The organism is Nocardioides acrostichi (assembly GCF_015319165.1).
GTDB lineage: Bacteria > Actinomycetota > Actinomycetes > Propionibacteriales > Nocardioidaceae > Nocardioides > Nocardioides acrostichi.
Genome location: NZ_JADIVZ010000010.1, coordinates 1 through 15,069 on the forward strand (window position 1 = coordinate 1; position 15,069 = coordinate 15,069).

General features: G+C 68.8%; 14 protein-coding genes, 2 tRNA genes and 1 other RNA gene. 9 read left to right on the forward strand and 8 right to left on the reverse strand.

The genetic code is table 11. The features are described from left to right. Nucleotides 1-240, forward strand: a 240-nt coding sequence (locus tag ISG29_RS16015) for a transposase (RefSeq protein ID WP_194504468.1), incomplete at its 5' end; no start/stop codon positions are given. A gap of 334 nt (nucleotides 241-574) precedes the next feature. On the opposite strand, the gene ISG29_RS16020 is transcribed toward ISG29_RS16015, so the two are convergent. The 5 genes from ISG29_RS16020 to ISG29_RS16040 form a co-directional block, all read right to left on the reverse strand. Next, on the reverse strand, nucleotides 575-877 hold the full coding sequence (locus ISG29_RS16020) for a hypothetical protein (protein ID WP_194504469.1): 303 nt from the start codon (nucleotides 875-877) through the stop codon (nucleotides 575-577). 40 nt (nucleotides 878-917) lie between these two features. Then, entirely contained in the window at nucleotides 918-3,362 is a 2,445-nt protein-coding gene (locus tag ISG29_RS16025) for an ATP-binding protein (RefSeq protein WP_194504470.1), read from the reverse strand. A gap of 162 nt (nucleotides 3,363-3,524) precedes the next feature. Beyond that, nucleotides 3,525-5,105, reverse strand: coding sequence for a hypothetical protein (locus ISG29_RS16030; RefSeq protein ID WP_207793232.1), 1,581 nt, complete (start codon nucleotides 5,103-5,105; stop codon nucleotides 3,525-3,527). A gap of 45 nt (nucleotides 5,106-5,150) precedes the next feature. Further along, nucleotides 5,151-5,309, reverse strand: a complete 159-nt coding sequence (locus ISG29_RS21865) for a helix-turn-helix domain-containing protein (protein WP_194504568.1) — start codon at nucleotides 5,307-5,309, stop codon at nucleotides 5,151-5,153. Nucleotides 5,310-5,861: 552 nt separating this feature from the next. Beyond that, nucleotides 5,862-5,949 (reverse strand) — tRNA-Ser (locus tag ISG29_RS16040). A 97-nt stretch (nucleotides 5,950-6,046) separates the two neighbouring features. Between ISG29_RS16040 and ffs the strand changes: the two genes are divergently transcribed. From ffs to ISG29_RS16075, 7 genes are all read left to right on the forward strand, one after another. Next, nucleotides 6,047-6,137: signal recognition particle sRNA small type (ffs, locus tag ISG29_RS16045), an RNA gene on the forward strand. 64 nt (nucleotides 6,138-6,201) lie between these two features. Then, complete coding sequence (locus ISG29_RS16050) at nucleotides 6,202-8,322, forward strand: DNA polymerase III subunit gamma and tau (protein WP_194504471.1); 2,121 nt, start codon at nucleotides 6,202-6,204, stop codon at nucleotides 8,320-8,322. 37 nt (nucleotides 8,323-8,359) lie between these two features. Beyond that, nucleotides 8,360-8,773: a YbaB/EbfC family nucleoid-associated protein gene (locus tag ISG29_RS16055; RefSeq protein ID WP_235960149.1), complete on the forward strand. Its 414-nt coding sequence runs from the start codon at nucleotides 8,360-8,362 to the stop codon at nucleotides 8,771-8,773. Nucleotides 8,774-8,780: 7 nt separating this feature from the next. Further along, nucleotides 8,781-9,377 carry a recombination mediator RecR gene (gene recR / locus ISG29_RS16060; RefSeq protein WP_194504472.1) on the forward strand — a complete coding sequence of 199 codons (597 nt, stop codon included), beginning with the start codon at nucleotides 8,781-8,783 and terminating at the stop codon, nucleotides 9,375-9,377. Next, a complete protein-coding gene (locus tag ISG29_RS16065) occupies nucleotides 9,374-10,009 on the forward strand; it encodes a DUF5063 domain-containing protein (RefSeq protein WP_194504473.1) in 636 nt (211 codons plus the stop codon). The genes recR and ISG29_RS16065 overlap by 4 nt, the downstream gene beginning before the upstream one ends. A gap of 64 nt (nucleotides 10,010-10,073) precedes the next feature. Continuing rightward, the gene (locus ISG29_RS16070; protein WP_194504570.1) at nucleotides 10,074-11,357 is read left to right on the forward strand and encodes an aspartate kinase; all 1,284 of its coding nucleotides are present in this window, start codon (nucleotides 10,074-10,076) and stop codon (nucleotides 11,355-11,357) included. Next, nucleotides 11,354-12,397 (forward strand): aspartate-semialdehyde dehydrogenase, encoded by a 1,044-nt coding sequence (locus ISG29_RS16075; protein ID WP_194504474.1) that lies wholly within the window; start codon nucleotides 11,354-11,356, stop codon nucleotides 12,395-12,397. The genes ISG29_RS16070 and ISG29_RS16075 overlap by 4 nt, the downstream gene beginning before the upstream one ends. Nucleotides 12,398-12,440: 43 nt before the next feature. Here the strand turns inward: ISG29_RS16075 and ISG29_RS16080 are convergent, their stop codons facing one another. From ISG29_RS16080 to ISG29_RS16090, 3 genes are all read right to left on the reverse strand, one after another. Next, complete coding sequence (locus ISG29_RS16080; protein ID WP_194504475.1) at nucleotides 12,441-13,355, reverse strand: hypothetical protein; 915 nt, start codon at nucleotides 13,353-13,355, stop codon at nucleotides 12,441-12,443. A gap of 95 nt (nucleotides 13,356-13,450) precedes the next feature. Next, nucleotides 13,451-13,524 (reverse strand) — tRNA-Pro (locus ISG29_RS16085). 71 nt (nucleotides 13,525-13,595) lie between these two features. Next, nucleotides 13,596-14,558 carry a metallophosphoesterase gene (locus ISG29_RS16090; RefSeq protein ID WP_407940232.1) on the reverse strand — a complete coding sequence of 321 codons (963 nt, stop codon included), beginning with the start codon at nucleotides 14,556-14,558 and terminating at the stop codon, nucleotides 13,596-13,598. A 26-nt stretch (nucleotides 14,559-14,584) separates the two neighbouring features. Here ISG29_RS16090 and ISG29_RS16095 point away from each other — a divergent pair, with 26 nt between their 5' ends. Next, nucleotides 14,585-15,043, forward strand: coding sequence for a GatB/YqeY domain-containing protein (locus tag ISG29_RS16095; RefSeq protein WP_194504476.1), 459 nt, complete (start codon nucleotides 14,585-14,587; stop codon nucleotides 15,041-15,043). Nucleotides 15,044-15,069 lie beyond the last annotated feature (26 nt).

Sequence of the window (15,069 nt, forward strand, 5' to 3'; positions counted from 1 at the left end):
GCACTCACGATGATCGCGGCCGACCTGACCGCCTGGACCAGGCTGCTCGCACTGTCCGGCGACGCCAAGACCCTTGCGAGCTGTGAGCCGAAGGCCCTGCGCTACCGATTGCTCCACGTTCCCGCCCGAGTCACGCACGGCGCCCGCCGGCGACGGCTCCGCATCCCGGAATCGTGGCCATGGGCGGCCGCGGTCGTCGCGGTCTTCGCCAACATCGCCGCGATTCCGCAACCAGCCTGACCCTTCCCGTCCGCCCACAACCCTCACCACCCGGAGAACCGCAGCCCGGCAGCGTCAGCCGGCCCAGCGTCGTACCCGAAGACCGCCATCAACCCGCCTCACGCCGCGACGCCGTCGCCGACGCCCCCATGAAAGACCGGGGCTAAGCGCAGCCGATTTGGACAGCCCCGCAGCATCACCGAGGCGGGCTTGTGCAGTCTGCCGTCGGGCCACCCGCTTTCCGTACGGTCAATAACGCGCTAGCTCCCAGGCATTCCGTCTTCGTTGACGCCGACACGCACTGCTCGTAGAACTAAGTGCCAGCAGTCCCTTCCTTTTCGTCGGGATTGTCGACTCACGCCCGCGCACTCGGCGCGAGCGCCTCAAGCTGCTCGACGATGCTTCGCCACTCATCGACAACCACGCGGGGCAGGTCGATCATGCCGCTACGTCCGTGAAGGATGTTCGAACTCTCTTCCATGACATATGCGCCGAGCCGGATGAGCTTGTACGCCTCGGCCGCCTGATCGTTGGGCAGATTGTGAAGGAGGTGGAGCAGCCGGTGCTTTGCTCGCGACTGCCTGCCGCGGACGCTCGGCTGGCATGCCTCGTCAAAGGCTGCCGCAGCCAACAACTCAAGGCGGATCCGGAGGTCCATGACCTCTACCCGGACCTGCGAGCTAGGTGCCGGTGTCATCTCAGATCGTCGTGATCCTCTCGCATGCCTGCTGGGCTGTCTGGACCTCGGCTCGAAGCGACGGGATGTCCTGTGCGCCGACGGGTGGGTTTCCGTGAGAGGAACGGTTCCAGCCGTCGAGGTAGGCACCGACAAGTTGCTCGGCATCGTCCAGAGCGGTGCCGGCGGCAGGAATGGACGCAACAAGCTGACGAGCACGTCGGATGCGAGCCCGCGTGCGGTCTTCGTCATCGAGCTCCTGAAGATCTTGGTCAGGAGCCCGAGATTGGCGTACCGCCGCGCGAAGAACGAGTGAACGCAGCGCATTGTCGAACGCTTGGCGGCAGAGTCCGCGCACGATGTCGTAGGGCGGCAGCGTCACGCCCTGGGGTTGCGTCTGGGCGGTGTCGAGCACACCGAGCGCATCGAGCAGGAGAACTTTCCACATCTCGCCCTGGACGGCTGAGGTCACGATTCCCGTGCCGGGGTCCCGTGCGACGCCGCGCACATCGCAGTTGGCATTCCGCGCGAGTAGGTGCTCCTTTAGTCGCTCATCGTGAGTCAGTACGAGTACGCGACGCGCCTTCGCTACTTCAGACACGGCCGCAGCCAATCGATCGACCCGGACCTGATCGAATGCGTGTACGGGGTCGTCAAGGACGAGGAATCTAAAGGGTCCGCCATCCGACACCGCCAGCATCGGAGCGAGAAGCAGAGCATTGCGCTGGCCGGCGCTTAGCATCGACAGCTGCAGGTCTCTGTCCTGCTGGTCAATCACCCTCAGTGAGGCTTGACGACCTTGGACTGTGATCGACTCGAGGGTGATACCGACGTCCGCTAGTAAGGCTTCCACCTTCAGATTGGTCTGCGCACCCAACACGTTCGCGCGCTCGGACCGCAGGCTGGTCCGAAGCGTCGCGAGCCGTGTCTTCGCGGACGACCACACAGCTGCCTGGGAAGCGTCGTCTGCTGTTGACCGCCATACAGTGACGAAGTCGTCGACTGCCTCGCGGCGCGCATGTCGCCATTGACGCAGGTGGTCACTCTCTGCACTGGCGGCCAGGACTGCCTCTTCGCAATCAGGTGAGTTGACCCAGGCCACAACTGCGCTCCCCGCAGTTCGGAGGCCAGTCGTGATCCGACCGCCGGCCTGTTGAGCTTCATCGAGAAGCGGCGCGATGGTTGCTTGCCACCAACCAGGCTTTTCCAGCTGCTCGCCCCCGGCGAGTACTGCCGCGACGTTGCCCAGTACGTCGACCGTCGAAGCGCGGAGGCTGGCGATGGCTTCTCGACAACTGTCTTGTCTTGTCTGGATCTCGATGACATCAGCGACCGCCTCACCGAGGCGATCAAGCCACGGCACGCCCTCGGTGGCGCAGACCGGGCAAAGATCGCCGACGTCATCGAGGATCTCGGCTTCAGCGTGAAGATCCCTTAACGGACCTGCGAGCTGGGCGTGAAGCGACGTCTCCGCCTCACGCAGTTCGGTCAACTCGTGCTCGACCGCAGCTGCCAACCCGCGGAGATTGTCCAAAGTTGTTGCGGGCACTTCTGGAAGCGCGATACCCGTCTCTGTCAACTCCGACCGACGCAACCAGCTGTCAGGGTCCTGGTCGGCGGTCGGCCACTCCATCGGCAGAAGCTGAGTTCGGTCCTCGCGAGCTCGCTCCTTATCGACCTCACTAGCCCGAGCCTGCGCATCACGAAGGGCTGCATCCCACCGGTCGCGTGCCTCGATGGCTGCGGCGCTCCTATTCTCGATCTCTTGGTCTAACACGTCGAAACAGGATCCAAAGGCGAGCAGACGTTCAAGGAACTGTTGGAGGTTGCGGGCCAACTGCACTTCGCGTTCAACGACTGCATAGGAGAAGACCGGCCGATACCCGGTCACGGCGGACAACCACCCTGTTGCGGAAAGATCGATCTCCCGATCCGCTCCGTCAGAGGACTGACGCGCGGACCACTCGGTCGTGGTTCCCGAGCGATCGATGCAGCAACGGAGTCTGAGACTGTTGGAGCCGGACCGCAGCGTCAGTGCGACGGTCGCTTGCTGCACGTCTCTGCCGCAGTGTTCGCGCTCCCAGATCGGAACGTTGCCACCGCGACCTTCTAGGGCGGGCTCTCGGACACGCCCTTGGAGCGCCGTCTCGATCGCGTCGGCAATGCTCGACTTGCCCGACCCGTTCGCACCATGAATGACGGTAATCCCTGGGGTCGGGTCAAGCTCAATCGACAGCGACTGCTCGCCGCCGATGCCTTGATAGCCCTGCGCCTGGACCTCGGTGAGGTACCAGGCGCTATCAGCGGATGGGTCATTGTCTCGACTCGCTGTGCCCGCAAGACCCTTGGCAACCTCGAGCAGCTTCTTCCAACCGTTCCGGGACTCGCCGACTCGAGCGCGATCGTGGAATTCGGCGATCTTGTCGACCAGTTGCTCGAACGTAAGCAACGACAGCAATGTGCCCATCTATACCCCGCAGACCGTGTCTATGTGTCGGGTTCACATTTGCACAATGCGTGGCGCTCGTCTCGAACTAGAAGGACTCGTTGCACCGAATTGCGCTGGGATCCGTGCCCGCTCTCATCACTCCTGCGAATCCGGAGGGCACACCCCAATTGCCGTTCATCGCTACGACCTTGTGTTCGGCATCAGGTAGTGGGGTCCAACAAAGCCCACATGGACCTTTACCGTCGTCCCTGCCGTATCGTCGTAGAAGTAGACGCGTGGAGCGAGGTTGCCACCACCTTCCGAGATCTTGAGATGTGCGAGCATCTCAACACGACCGGACGAAGACACGTTCCGATCAACAGGCAGCATGCGGGCTCCAGCAAGCCCGCCGCTACGAACTGTCTCGCTCTCGGTCATCGAGAGCTTTTTTGGAGTGGCAGGCCAGCCAAGAGGGGGTCCGCTCTTGCACCAGTCGTAGAAGTTGCCCGCGAAGCCGTCGCGCCGTGCATCGACGAACGCGGCGAGCGCCCTGAACCCTCGCCACGTGGTGTTTCCCCACGACACTGCTTGCGGCGCCGTGAGGATGCCCGTCAACTCACGCGGCGCATCGGCATGGATCGCAAGTTGGTCCGACAAGTACGTTTCAGCTGACAGAATCGCATCCTCGACGTCGTCAACCTGGTCAGGGATGTCGTTCCCCAGATCACTGAGAGTCTCCCAAAACAGTCCCAACTTATTCTCGGCGCTTAGTGCTCGCTTCAGTCGCCCAAGATGACCCACGGCGGCGCCTAGTTCTCGCTGCAAGTTGTCGTGTTCCTCCCTGGCTAGCTCCAATTCCAGGCGACGCTCTTCGGCCTCATCTTCGGAGATGCCACCGACCGAATCGGACGGGGCGACGGTCGTCGAAGTGAACGGAGCGAACACATCAGTGACGCGGCGGCGAGTCGAAAGTTGCGCAACCCGGAAGACGATGCGGTCGATCATTGCGTCTTCGCGCGTCGTCATGAGATAGCCCGGTACATATCTGTGTCGCCATCCCTCGTTAGCGTCGAGCCCGCCGGGCAGGTAGGTCCGAACTGCGCCGCCCCAGACGGCCAACGATCCGAGCAGATCCGAAAGAGCCGCGACCGAAGCAGTCGGCAGCGTGACAACAAGGGCGATGCCGCCCACCCGTCGAGCGATCCGGTCGGGCCACAACGCCCAACGTCCTGCGGCATCTTCAGCAGGTTCGGAACACACAACCACGGGCAAGGTGCGGCTTGACGACTCAAGGAGGCCGACGAGCGCCGGCACCTCGTCAGGAGCCAGTGACATGACAGTGGTCACCAGGCGTGAGCCACCGAGGATGGGTGACCCGGGTAGGTCGAGCATCTGGTCGACGAGCCTTGGACGGCCGACCTGAACACGTAAAGACGGATCATCTGACTCAACCCGATTCTCAACCCAGGTGTGGGTAGAGGTGCCGTCGCCTACCACTCGTATCACGGTGGCCCACTCGGTACGAGCGGGATCTGCTAGTACCTGATCGCGGACGATAGCCTCAAGCCCAACCGCTCCCGCGAGATCAGCAGGAAGCGCCCGCACATTGACCGAGCGATGGCGCCCTCCGGCAAGGTCAAACGTGTAAGAGCCATCTTCGAGAGGCGCTGCCGACGGATCCTCGAGTGCCCATGACGAGAAGATCTCTCGAACCGCCTGCAAGTACTGGCTCGGGTTGGGCTGAGTTTCGTCTTTCCAGAGCGCGCGATAGACAACAGTCACCGTGGACCTCCTAAGCAGTGCTTGCGATCTGTGACGCAACGGATATCAGGTCGCGTTTGGGAGTCGCAGGCCTTTAACCAAGTGGCCCGGATCGAGCTGAAGGGCCTCGGCCACTCGGATGATGTTGTGCAAAGAGATGGTGCGCTGGCCGCGCTCGATCTGGCCGATGTAGATCCCGTGGAGCTCGCAGCGAGCCTGGACCATCGTCAAGTTCACCGACGACGAGATCGCGGGGTTCAGCCAGCGCGCCCGCGACGATCTGCACCGCTCGGCCGAGTCCGGCAGCAAGCTGATCGCAGACCAATATCGGCGTCTGGCCGAGTTGGAGCGGCACCGGCAGAAGCTGCTCGATGCCTACATGGCCCCCTGCCAGTCGAAGTGTTGAAGGAGCATCAGGCTGGGGTGGCCAGCGAGATCGCCGACGCCAAGCGACTGATGCAGAACGCCGAGGTCGCCAGTGACAAAGTGATCGCGCGCTTGAAATAGGTCATCTCGCTGCTGCGCCACGCCGAACGGCTCTACAGCTCCGTCGGCCCGGAAGCCCGGCAACTTCTCAACCGCACCGTCATCGGGCCCTTCGCTGTCGACAACCGCCCGGACGGGCCCGTGTCGGGCGCTGTGGTGGCCGAGGGTCGCTGTCCCGGCCCGTGGGCGCGGTCGTAGCGGGCCGGGCGGCACGCGCCGCCTTGTCGCCGGAGGGGGACGAGAAAACCCCCGCCGGCTCAACGCCTCGCGAGGGTTCTAACGTTGATCATCTGGCGGAGGTAGGGGGATTCGAACCCCCGAGGGCGTTAACCCAACCCGCTTTCCAAGCGAGCGCCATAGGCCACTAGGCGATACCTCCGCGCGGAAGGTTACCTGCGGGGCTCAGGGCCGTGAAATCGACTCGGGACGGCACGCGGGTTGGTCTGGTCCGACGGGCCTCACCTATGCTGCTGGGCAACCCCCCGCGCGGCGGCATCTTGCCCAACTCCCCCAGGGTCGAGAGACAGCAAGGGTAAGCGAGCTCTGACGGGTGCGCGGGGGGCCTCTTCGCCCCGGGTCCACTCCCAGGCAGCGGTTCCGGCTGTCGGTCCCCGCGGCTAGGGTCGGGCGGGTGGAGTCACCCCTCGCGCTGTACCGGCGCTACCGCCCCGAGACCTTCGCCGAGGTCATCGGTCAGGACCACGTCACCACGCCCCTGCGCGCGGCGCTGGCGAACAATCGGGTCAACCACGCCTATCTCTTTTCGGGTCCGCGCGGGTGCGGCAAGACCACCTCGGCCCGCATCCTGGCCCGCGCGCTCAACTGCGCCCGTGCGCCCATCGCCGACCCGTGCGGTGAGTGCGACTCATGCGTCGAGCTGGCCCGCGGTGGGGCCGGGTCGATGGACGTCATCGAGATCGACGCCGCCTCGCACAGTGGTGTCGACGACGCCCGCGACCTGCGCGAGAAGGCGTTCTTCGCGCCCGTGCGCGACCGCTACAAGGTCTACATCATCGATGAGGCCCACATGGTCACCACGCACGCGTTCAACGCACTGCTCAAGCTGGTCGAGGAGCCGCCCCCGCACCTGCGCTTCATCTTCGCCACCACCGAGCCCGAGAAGGTGCTCGGCACCATCCGCTCGCGCACGCATCACTATCCGTTCCGGCTGATCCCGCCGCGACTGTTGTCGGCCTATCTCACCGAGCTCTGCCAGGCCGAGGGCGTCCCGATCGAGCCGGGCGCACTGCCCCTGGTCGTGCGGGCAGGCGCCGGCTCGGCGCGCGACACCCTCTCGGTGCTCGACCAGCTGCTCGGCGGGGCCGGTCCCGAGGGCGTCACCCACCATCTGGCCACCACGCTGCTCGGCTACACGCCCGACTCCCTGCTCGACGAGGCCGTCGACGCGTTCGCCGCCGCCGACGGCGCCGCCGTGTTCGGCGTCGTCGACAAGGTCGTCGAGACCGGCCAGGATCCGCGCCGGTTCACCGAGGATCTGCTGCGCCGGCTGCGCGACCTCGTCATCGTGGCGGCCGTGCCCGATGCCCCGGCCAGTGGTCTCATCGACGTCTCCGAGGACGCCGGTGAGCGCCTGGTCGCCCAGGCGGCCCGCTTCGGAGCCCACGACCTCACCCGTGCCGCCGACCTCGTGGCCGCCGGCCTCACGGAGATGCGCGGCGCCACCGCCCCACGGCTGCTGCTCGAGCTCATCTGTGCGCGCATCCTGCTGCCCGGCGCAGACCACGACGCCGCGGGGCTCGCGGCCCGCCTCGACCGGGTCGAGCGCCGGCTCTCGGTCAGCGTGCCCGCCGCTCCACAGCGCCAGGCACCGACCACCACACCCGTCCCCGCCCAGGACCGGCCGCAGCCCACCCAGACCGCACCCGAGCCCGTCGAGACCCCGGCCCCCACCCCCGCACCCGCAGCGTGGGGCGGCACGCCGGAGCCGGAGCCCTCCGCCGCCGAGACCGGCCCCCAAACGGGCCCCCAAACGGGCCCCCAGACAGGCCCCCAGACAGGCCCTGAGACCGGCCCCCAGACCGGCCCTGAGACTGGTCTCGAGCCGGCCCCTGGCCCCGGCCCGGAACCGCAGCCCGCCTCGCCGCCCCAGGAGCCCGGTCCCGGTGGCATGGGCCTGGTCGACGTGCGCCGGCTGTGGCCCGACGTCGTCGAGGCGTGCAAGGAGCGGCGTCGGCTGACGTGGATGCTGCTCAGCCAGAACGCCCAGGTCGTGGGGCTCGACGGCGACACCCTCACTCTCGGGTTCGCCAACGCGGGTGCGCGCGGGTCGTTCGACAAGAACGGCAGCGCCGAGATCGTCCGCCAGGCCGCCATCGACGTGGTCGGCGTCGACTGGCGCATCGAGACCATCGTCGATCCAGGTGCCAGTGCCGACGCCGCACCCCCGCCCCCCGCGCCGGCCCCGGCACCGCGCGCTCCCGAGCCGCCGCCGCAGACGGTGCCCGACTCGCCTCCACCGTGGGCCGTCGAGCCGCCGCCCGACGACGGGCCGCCCGATCCCGAACCGTCCGGCTCGGGCTCGGTGGCGCGGGCCCGTGAGGCCATCGCGCAGACCCGACCGGCCGGCGGGCCGGCCGAGTCGAACGCCGACGCCCGCCGGGTCGCAGCGGCCGAGGCCGACGCCGCCGTGCATCCCGACGACATCGACGCCGACGACCACGCGCTGGCCGGCGCCGACCTGCTCGCCGAGAAGCTCGGCGCCCAGGTCATCGAAGAGATCCCCCACACCTGACCCGACCGCAGCCAACCGGCTGCCAGACTGGAGCACCATGAGCGAGAGCCAGAACCCGTTCGACGCCCTCGGAGCCGGCGGCTTCGACATGAACGCCCTGCTCCAGCAGGCCCAGCAGATGCAGGAGCAACTCCAGCGCACCCAAGAAGAGCTGGCCGAGAAGATCGTCGAGGGCAGCGTCGGCGGTGTCACGGTGCAGGTCAACGGCGTCGGGGAGCTGGTCGGCGTCACCTTTCGCACCGGCATCGTCGACGGCGCCGACGAGGAGTCGCTCACCGACCTCGGCGACATGGTCGTCGCGGCCTACCGCGACGCCAAGGCCCGCGCCGACGCGCAGGCGGGCCAGGCGCTCGGTCCCCTCGCCGGTGGGCTGGGCGGGCTGAGTGGCGGTCCCGGCGGCGGCGCCGCGGGCGGCCTGCCCGGCGGTGGCTCCGGCCAGTTCGGGTTCTAGGCAGGCCATGTACGAAGGCGTCGTCCAGGATCTCATCGACGAGCTCGGCCGGCTGCCCGGCGTCGGCCCGAAGAGCGCGCAGCGCATCGCGTTCCACCTGCTCGCCGCCGACCCCGCCGACGTCCGGCGGCTCGCCGACGTGCTGGTCGAGGTGAAGGCCAAGGTGGCCTTCTGCTCGATCTGCTTCAACGTCAGCCAGGAGGAGCAGTGCCGCATCTGCCGCGACCCGCGGCGCGACCCGGCGGTGCTGTGCGTGGTCGAGGAGTACAAGGACGTCGTCGCCATCGAGCGCACGCGTGAGTTCCGCGGCCGCTACCACGTGCTCGGGGGTGCGATCAGCCCCATCGACGGCATCGGGCCCGACCAGCTCAGGGTGCGTGAGCTGATGCCGCGGCTGGCCGACGGCACCGTCACCGAGGTCATCTTGGCCACCGACCCCAACCTCGAGGGCGAGGCCACCGCGACGTATCTCACCCGGTTGCTCCTCCCGATGGAGTTGCGCGTGAGCCGATTGGCGAGTGGACTGCCGGTAGGCGGTGATCTCGAGTATGCCGACGAGATCACTCTCGGACGCGCGTTCGCAGGGAGGCGAGCAGCACAATGACCCCCACCCCCACCGGTGCACCCCCCAGCGCCGAGCCCCTGACCAGTGAGGCGCTGGCGGCCGGGATCGCCGGCCACGTCGAGGACTTCCTGGTCGCGCTGCGCGCGGTCGCGGCCGAGAACGACCCCGGTCGCTCCATCCCGCTGCTGCTGCTCGAGATCAGCCAGATGCTCTTCGCCGGATCCCGGCTGGGCGTCGAGCGCGACTTCACGCCGCGCTCGGAGTACCAGCCCGACGTCGGCCCGGAGCCCGACCTCGACGACATGCGCATGCAGCTCGCGGCGATCCTCGGTGACACCGACACTTACAGCTTCGTGTTCGACCCCTACGACCCCGAGGTCGTCGAGAGCCAGCTCTCCGACGACCTCACCTCCATCGCCACCGACCTCGACACCGGGCTGCGTCACTTCGGCGCCGGCAACGTCGAGGAGGCGCTGTGGTGGTGGCAGTTCTCCTACGTGTCGTCGTGGGGCAACCTCGCCGGGGCCGCGCTCAACGCGCTGCTCTCGATCGTCAGCCACGACCGGCTCGACGTCGAGGTCGTGCTCGACGACGACCAGGTGGCGGCCGCCGAGGTCATGCTCGAGTCGGTGGACGAGACGGCCGCAGGGTCGACCCCGGCCTCTCGGTAGAATCGAGGCGCTCGTGGCGCATCGCACCGATGCGCCGATCACCGCCACACCGAAGGACACCGCCGTGGGCATTGTCGTGCAGAAGTACGGCGGCTCCTCCGTCGCCGATGCCGACGCCATCAAGCGCGTCGCCCGACGCATCGTGGAGGCCAAGAAGGCCGGCAACGACGTGGTCGTGGCGGTCTCCGCCATGGGCGACACCACCGACGACCTGCTCGACAAGGCGCACGCGGTCTCGCCGCTGCCGCCCGCGCGCGAGCTCGACATGCTGCTCACCGCCGGTGAGCGCATCTCGATGGCGCTGGTCGCAATGGCGATCTCCGACCTGGGCTACTCCGCACGTTCCTTCACCGGCTCGCAGGCCGGCGTCATCACCGACGCCGTGCACGGCAAGGCGAAGATCATCGACGTCACCCCGGGCCGCATCGAGAGCGCCATCGCCGAGGGTCACATCGTCATCGTCGCCGGCTTCCAGGGCGTCTCGGCCGACACCAAGGAGATCACCACGCTGGGGCGTGGTGGCACCGACACGACCGCGGTGGCGCTCGCCGCGGCGCTCAGGGCCGACGTCTGCGAGATCTACACCGATGTCGACGGCGTGTTCACCGCCGATCCACGCATCGTTCCCGCCGCCCGCAAGCTCGACCGCGTCACCTACGAGGAGATGCTCGAGCTCGCGGCATCCGGCGCGAAGGTGCTGCACCTGCGCTGCGTCGAGTACGCGCGCCGCAACGACATCGCCATCCACGTCCGCTCGTCGTTCAGCCAGCTCCACGGCACCATCGTGGCCGGCAGCATCGACGACTCCGCGCCCGAGGAGGGCACCATGGAACAAGCCATCATCGCCGGCGTCGCCCACGACCGCAGCGAGGCCAAGATCACCGTCGTCGGCGTGCCCGACAAGGTGGGCGAGGCCGCCCGTATCTTCGAGGTGCTCGCCGGGGTCGGCGTGAACATCGACATGGTCGTGCAGAACGTCTCCGCCGCCGCTACCGGTCGCACCGACATCACCTTCACCTTGCCGCGTGCCGACGGCCAGGGCGCGATGGCCGCGCTGGCCCGCATCCAAGACGAGGTCGGCTACGACAAGCTGCTCTTCGACGACCGCGTCGGCAAGGTCTCCCTCATCGGGGCCGGCATGCGCAGCCACCCGGGCATCACGGCGAACTTCTTCTCCGCGCTCGCCTCTGCGGGCGTCAACATCGGCATGATCTCGACCTCCGAGATCCGCATCTCCGTCATCGTCGACGAAGGCCAGATCGACGACGCCGTGCGCGCCGCTCACACCGCCTTCGACCTCGACGCCGACGAGGTCGAGGCCGTCGTCTACGGAGGGACCGGCCGATGACCCGCACGCTCAACATCGGCGTCGTGGGCGCCACCGGCCAGGTCGGCGTCGCGATGCGACAGATCCTGCTCGAGCGCGACTTCCCCGTCGGCGACGTCCGGTTCTTCTCCTCGCCGCGCTCGGCCGGCACCGTGCTCGCCTTCGGTGATCGCGAGGTCACGGTCGAGGACGCCGAGAGCGCCGACCCCACCGGCCTCGATGTCGCGCTCTTCTCGGCCGGCGCCACCGCGTCACGCGCGCTCGTGCCGCGGTTCGTCGACGCCGGCGTGGTCGTCGTCGACAACTCCTCGGCCTTCCGTAAGGATCCCGACATCCCACTGGTCGTCTCCGAGGTCAATCCGGAGGCGGCCGCTGGGGTTCTCGCGGCCGGCCGGGGCGTCATCGCGAACCCGAACTGCACCACCATGGCCGCGATGCCCGTGCTCAAGCCGCTGCACGACGAGGCCGGCCTGACCCGCCTGGTGGTCTCGACCTACCAGGCCGTCTCCGGCTCCGGCATCGCGGGCGTCGACGAGCTCGCCACCGGCGTCGAGGCGGCGGGCGACAAGGCCCGCGAGCTGGCCTACGACGGCCAGGCCGTCTCGTTCCCCGACCCGGGCGTCTACCGACGCACCATCGCCTACAACGTGCTCCCGTTCGCCGGCAACCTGGTCGACGACGGACTCAACGAGACCGACGAGGAGCAGAAGCTGCGCAACGAGTCGCGCAAGATCCTGGGCCTCCCCGAGCTCAAGGTCTCCGGCATCTGCGTGCGCGTCCCGGTCTTCACGGGCCACTCCCTGGCGATCAACGCCGAGTTCGCCTCGCCACTGTCACCCCAGCGTGCCGCCGAGTTGCTCGGCACGGCGCCGGGAGTCGCGCTCTCCGACATCCCGACCCCGCTCCAGGCCGCTGGGGCCGACCCGTCGTACGTCGGCCGGATCCGCGCCGACGAGGGCGTCGACGGCGGCCGTGGCCTTGCGCTCTTCGTCTCCGGCGACAACCTGCGCAAGGGTGCCGCGCTGAACACCGTGCAGATCGCCGAGCTGCTGCTCGGCTGAGGCCGGTCGGTGCTGGGGCCGGTCGGTGCTGGGGCCGGTCGGTTCAGTCGGCCTTCTCGACCACCGCGGTGGTCACCCAGTACGACACCGAGAACGTGGCGGCGGTGAGCACCGGCATCACGATGATCATCCACCACTCGTCGAGCACGCCCACGAGGAAGATCAGCGAGAACACCGAGGTCAGGCCGACGCCGAGGAATGAGCTCGAGAACGGATCGGGCACCTTGACCAGGCGCAGCAGCAGACCACCGAGGAACGTCACGACGAGCACGGTGGCGATGAGGAACGTGACGCCCGGACCGCCACCGCAGGTGTCGACGCCGCGCGCCGCGCTGCACCCACGCAGCGCCAGCGCCACCAGAGCGACCATGAGCACCCCGACGATGCCACCGGTCACCGCGGCCGCGATGCGGGCGGGCATGTTGACCTTCGGCACGCTCACCTTGGGCACGGTGATGGTCGGCAGGCCGTGTGACGGCTTCGCGGGCTGCTCGGCCGTCTCAGCCAGGGCCGTCTCAGCCGGGACCGTCTCGACCGGGGCTGTCTCGACCGGGGCTGTCTCGACCGGGGTCGGCGGAGCCTCCTGGACGGCCACAGCCGAGGTGCGGGCTGCCGGCTGGCCGGCCGGCTCGCCCGCCACCTCGTCGGCGTAGAGCGGGCGACCCTCGGTGCCGAGCACCTGGGTGTCCTCGACCGAGGCGACGGGCTCGGGCTCGGGCTCGGGCTCAGGTTCGGCGGCGACGATGGGCTCAGGCTCGGTCACCGGCTCGGCAGGTGTGTCGACCGGCTCGATCTGCTCGGTGGCCGACTCGTCGGCTGAGGCCTCCTCGGCGGGGGGCTCCTCGGCGAGCGTCGGCGTCTCGGCGGGCTTGTCCTTCGACCCCTTCCGTTTGAAGAGGCCGCCCAGCCCCAGCGAGGGCGCCTCCAGCTTGGAGTCCCGGGAATCGTCGTCAGCCATGCGGGCGAGTCTAGGTGACCCGGGTCACGCGGGGCCGGTCATGTCCCATCAAAAGCACGACGGACCCACGGCCATCCGTGGGTCCGTCGAGGCGGTCGGGCTGACAGGATTTGAACCTGCGGCCTCCTCGTCCCGAACGAGGCGCGCTACCAAGCTGCGCCACAGCCCGCCATGAGCCAGCCCACCAGGGGCGTGCCCACCAGCAGGGGAGCATAGCCGAGGCGAGGGCGCGCACCCCAATCAGGGGCACCCGGCGGGCACCAGCGTGAGCAGGGTCGCCTCGGGCCGGCACGCGGTGCGGATCCGGGCGTACGGAGAGGTGCCCAGCCCGGCCGAGACGTGCAACCACGCCGACCCGGGGTCGCCCGCCGCGGAGTCGGCCGGATGCCGGTGCAGTCCGCGGGCGCGCTCGGGGTCGAGGTCGCAGTTCGTGGTGAGGGCGCGACCACCCGGCAGACACACCTGACCGCCGTGGGTGTGCCCGGCCAGGAGCGCGTCGTAGCCGTCGGCGGCCATCTGGTCGAGCACGCGCAGGTACGGCGCGTGCGCGACACCGAGGCGCAGGTCGGCGGTGGCGTCGGCGGGGCCGGCCACCGCGTCGAGCCGGTCGTAGCCCAGGTGGGGGTCGTCGACCCCCGCGAAGGAGATCGCGAGGTCGCCCACCGTGAGGGACGCCGTCCGGTTGGTGAGGTCGAGCCACCCTGCGCCGGTGAACGCCGCGGAGAGGTCGCGCCAGGGGAGAGGGGGCACGTCGGTGTGCCGGGTGCCGTCGTCGGGCAGCAGGTACTTGACCGGGTTGCGCAACCGAGGCTCGAAGTAGTCGTTGGAGCCGTGCACGAACACCCCGGGGCGATCCAGCAGCGCGCCGAGCGACTCGAGCACGTACGGGACGGCGTCTCGGTGGGCGAGGTTGTCGCCGGTGTCGACCACGAGGTCGGGTTCGAGCCGCGCCAGCCCGGCGAGCCACTCCTGCTTGTGTCGCTGCCCCGGAGTGAGGTGCAGGTCGCTGAGGTGCAGCACGCGCAGCGGTCCCGCACCCGCCGGCAGCACCGGCACCGTGACCTCGCGCAGCACGTAGCGCCGCGCCTCGAGCGCCGCGTAGGCCGTGACCGCGGCCCCCGCCGTGACCGCGGCGACCCCCGCCCCGGCTGCCCGGCGCGCCAGCCGCCGGGGGGCGGTCGACGAAACTCGTGTGAGCGGCACGTGGTCAGGCTGCCACACTGGGCCGCATGAGCACCCTCAAGGAGCAGATGCGCAGCGACCTCACGACCGCCATGAAGGCGCGTGACGAGTTGCGGTCCTCGACCCTGCGCATGTTGCTGGCCGCCGTCACCACCGCCGAGGTCGCCGGCAAGTCCGCCAAGACGCTCACCGACGACGAGGTCGTCGGCGTGCTCACGACCGAGGCCAAGAAGCGCCGCGAGGCGGCCACGGCGTTCGAGGACGGCGGCCGCGCCGAGAGCGCCGCCCGCGAGCGCGCCGAGGCCGAGGTGATCGCCATCTACCTGCCCGAGCAGCTCGCCGACCACGAGATCGCCGCGATCGTCAGCGAGGCCATCGCCTCCACCGGCGCCGCGGGCGAGGGCATGCGAGCCATGGGCAAGGTGATGGGCGCCGTGCAGCCGCGCACGAAGGGTCGTGCAGACGGCGGCGCGGTCGCCGCCGAGGTGCGCCGCCAGCTCGGCTGAGCCGGCGACGCAGCGCCCGCGGGGTC

Excerpts from the sequence above, each read along its gene's own strand:
- ISG29_RS16025 (WP_194504470.1), bottom strand. The coding sequence starts at position 3,362 with ATGGGCACATTGCTGTCGTTGCTTACGTTCGAGCAACTGGTCGACAAG.
- ISG29_RS16080 (WP_194504475.1), bottom strand. The coding sequence starts at position 13,355 with ATGGCTGACGACGATTCCCGGGACTCCAAGCTGGAGGCGCCCTCGCTG.
- recR (WP_194504472.1), top strand. The coding sequence starts at position 8,781 with ATGTACGAAGGCGTCGTCCAGGATCTCATCGACGAGCTCGGCCGGCTG.
- ISG29_RS21865 (WP_194504568.1), bottom strand. The coding sequence starts at position 5,309 with ATGGTCCAGGCTCGCTGCGAGCTCCACGGGATCTACATCGGCCAGATC.
- ISG29_RS16055 (WP_235960149.1), top strand. The coding sequence starts at position 8,360 with ATGAGCGAGAGCCAGAACCCGTTCGACGCCCTCGGAGCCGGCGGCTTC.
- ISG29_RS16095 (WP_194504476.1), top strand. The coding sequence starts at position 14,585 with ATGAGCACCCTCAAGGAGCAGATGCGCAGCGACCTCACGACCGCCATG.
- ISG29_RS16020 (WP_194504469.1), bottom strand. The coding sequence starts at position 877 with ATGGACCTCCGGATCCGCCTTGAGTTGTTGGCTGCGGCAGCCTTTGAC.
- ISG29_RS16075 (WP_194504474.1), top strand. The coding sequence starts at position 11,354 with ATGACCCGCACGCTCAACATCGGCGTCGTGGGCGCCACCGGCCAGGTC.
- ISG29_RS16065 (WP_194504473.1), top strand. The coding sequence starts at position 9,374 with ATGACCCCCACCCCCACCGGTGCACCCCCCAGCGCCGAGCCCCTGACC.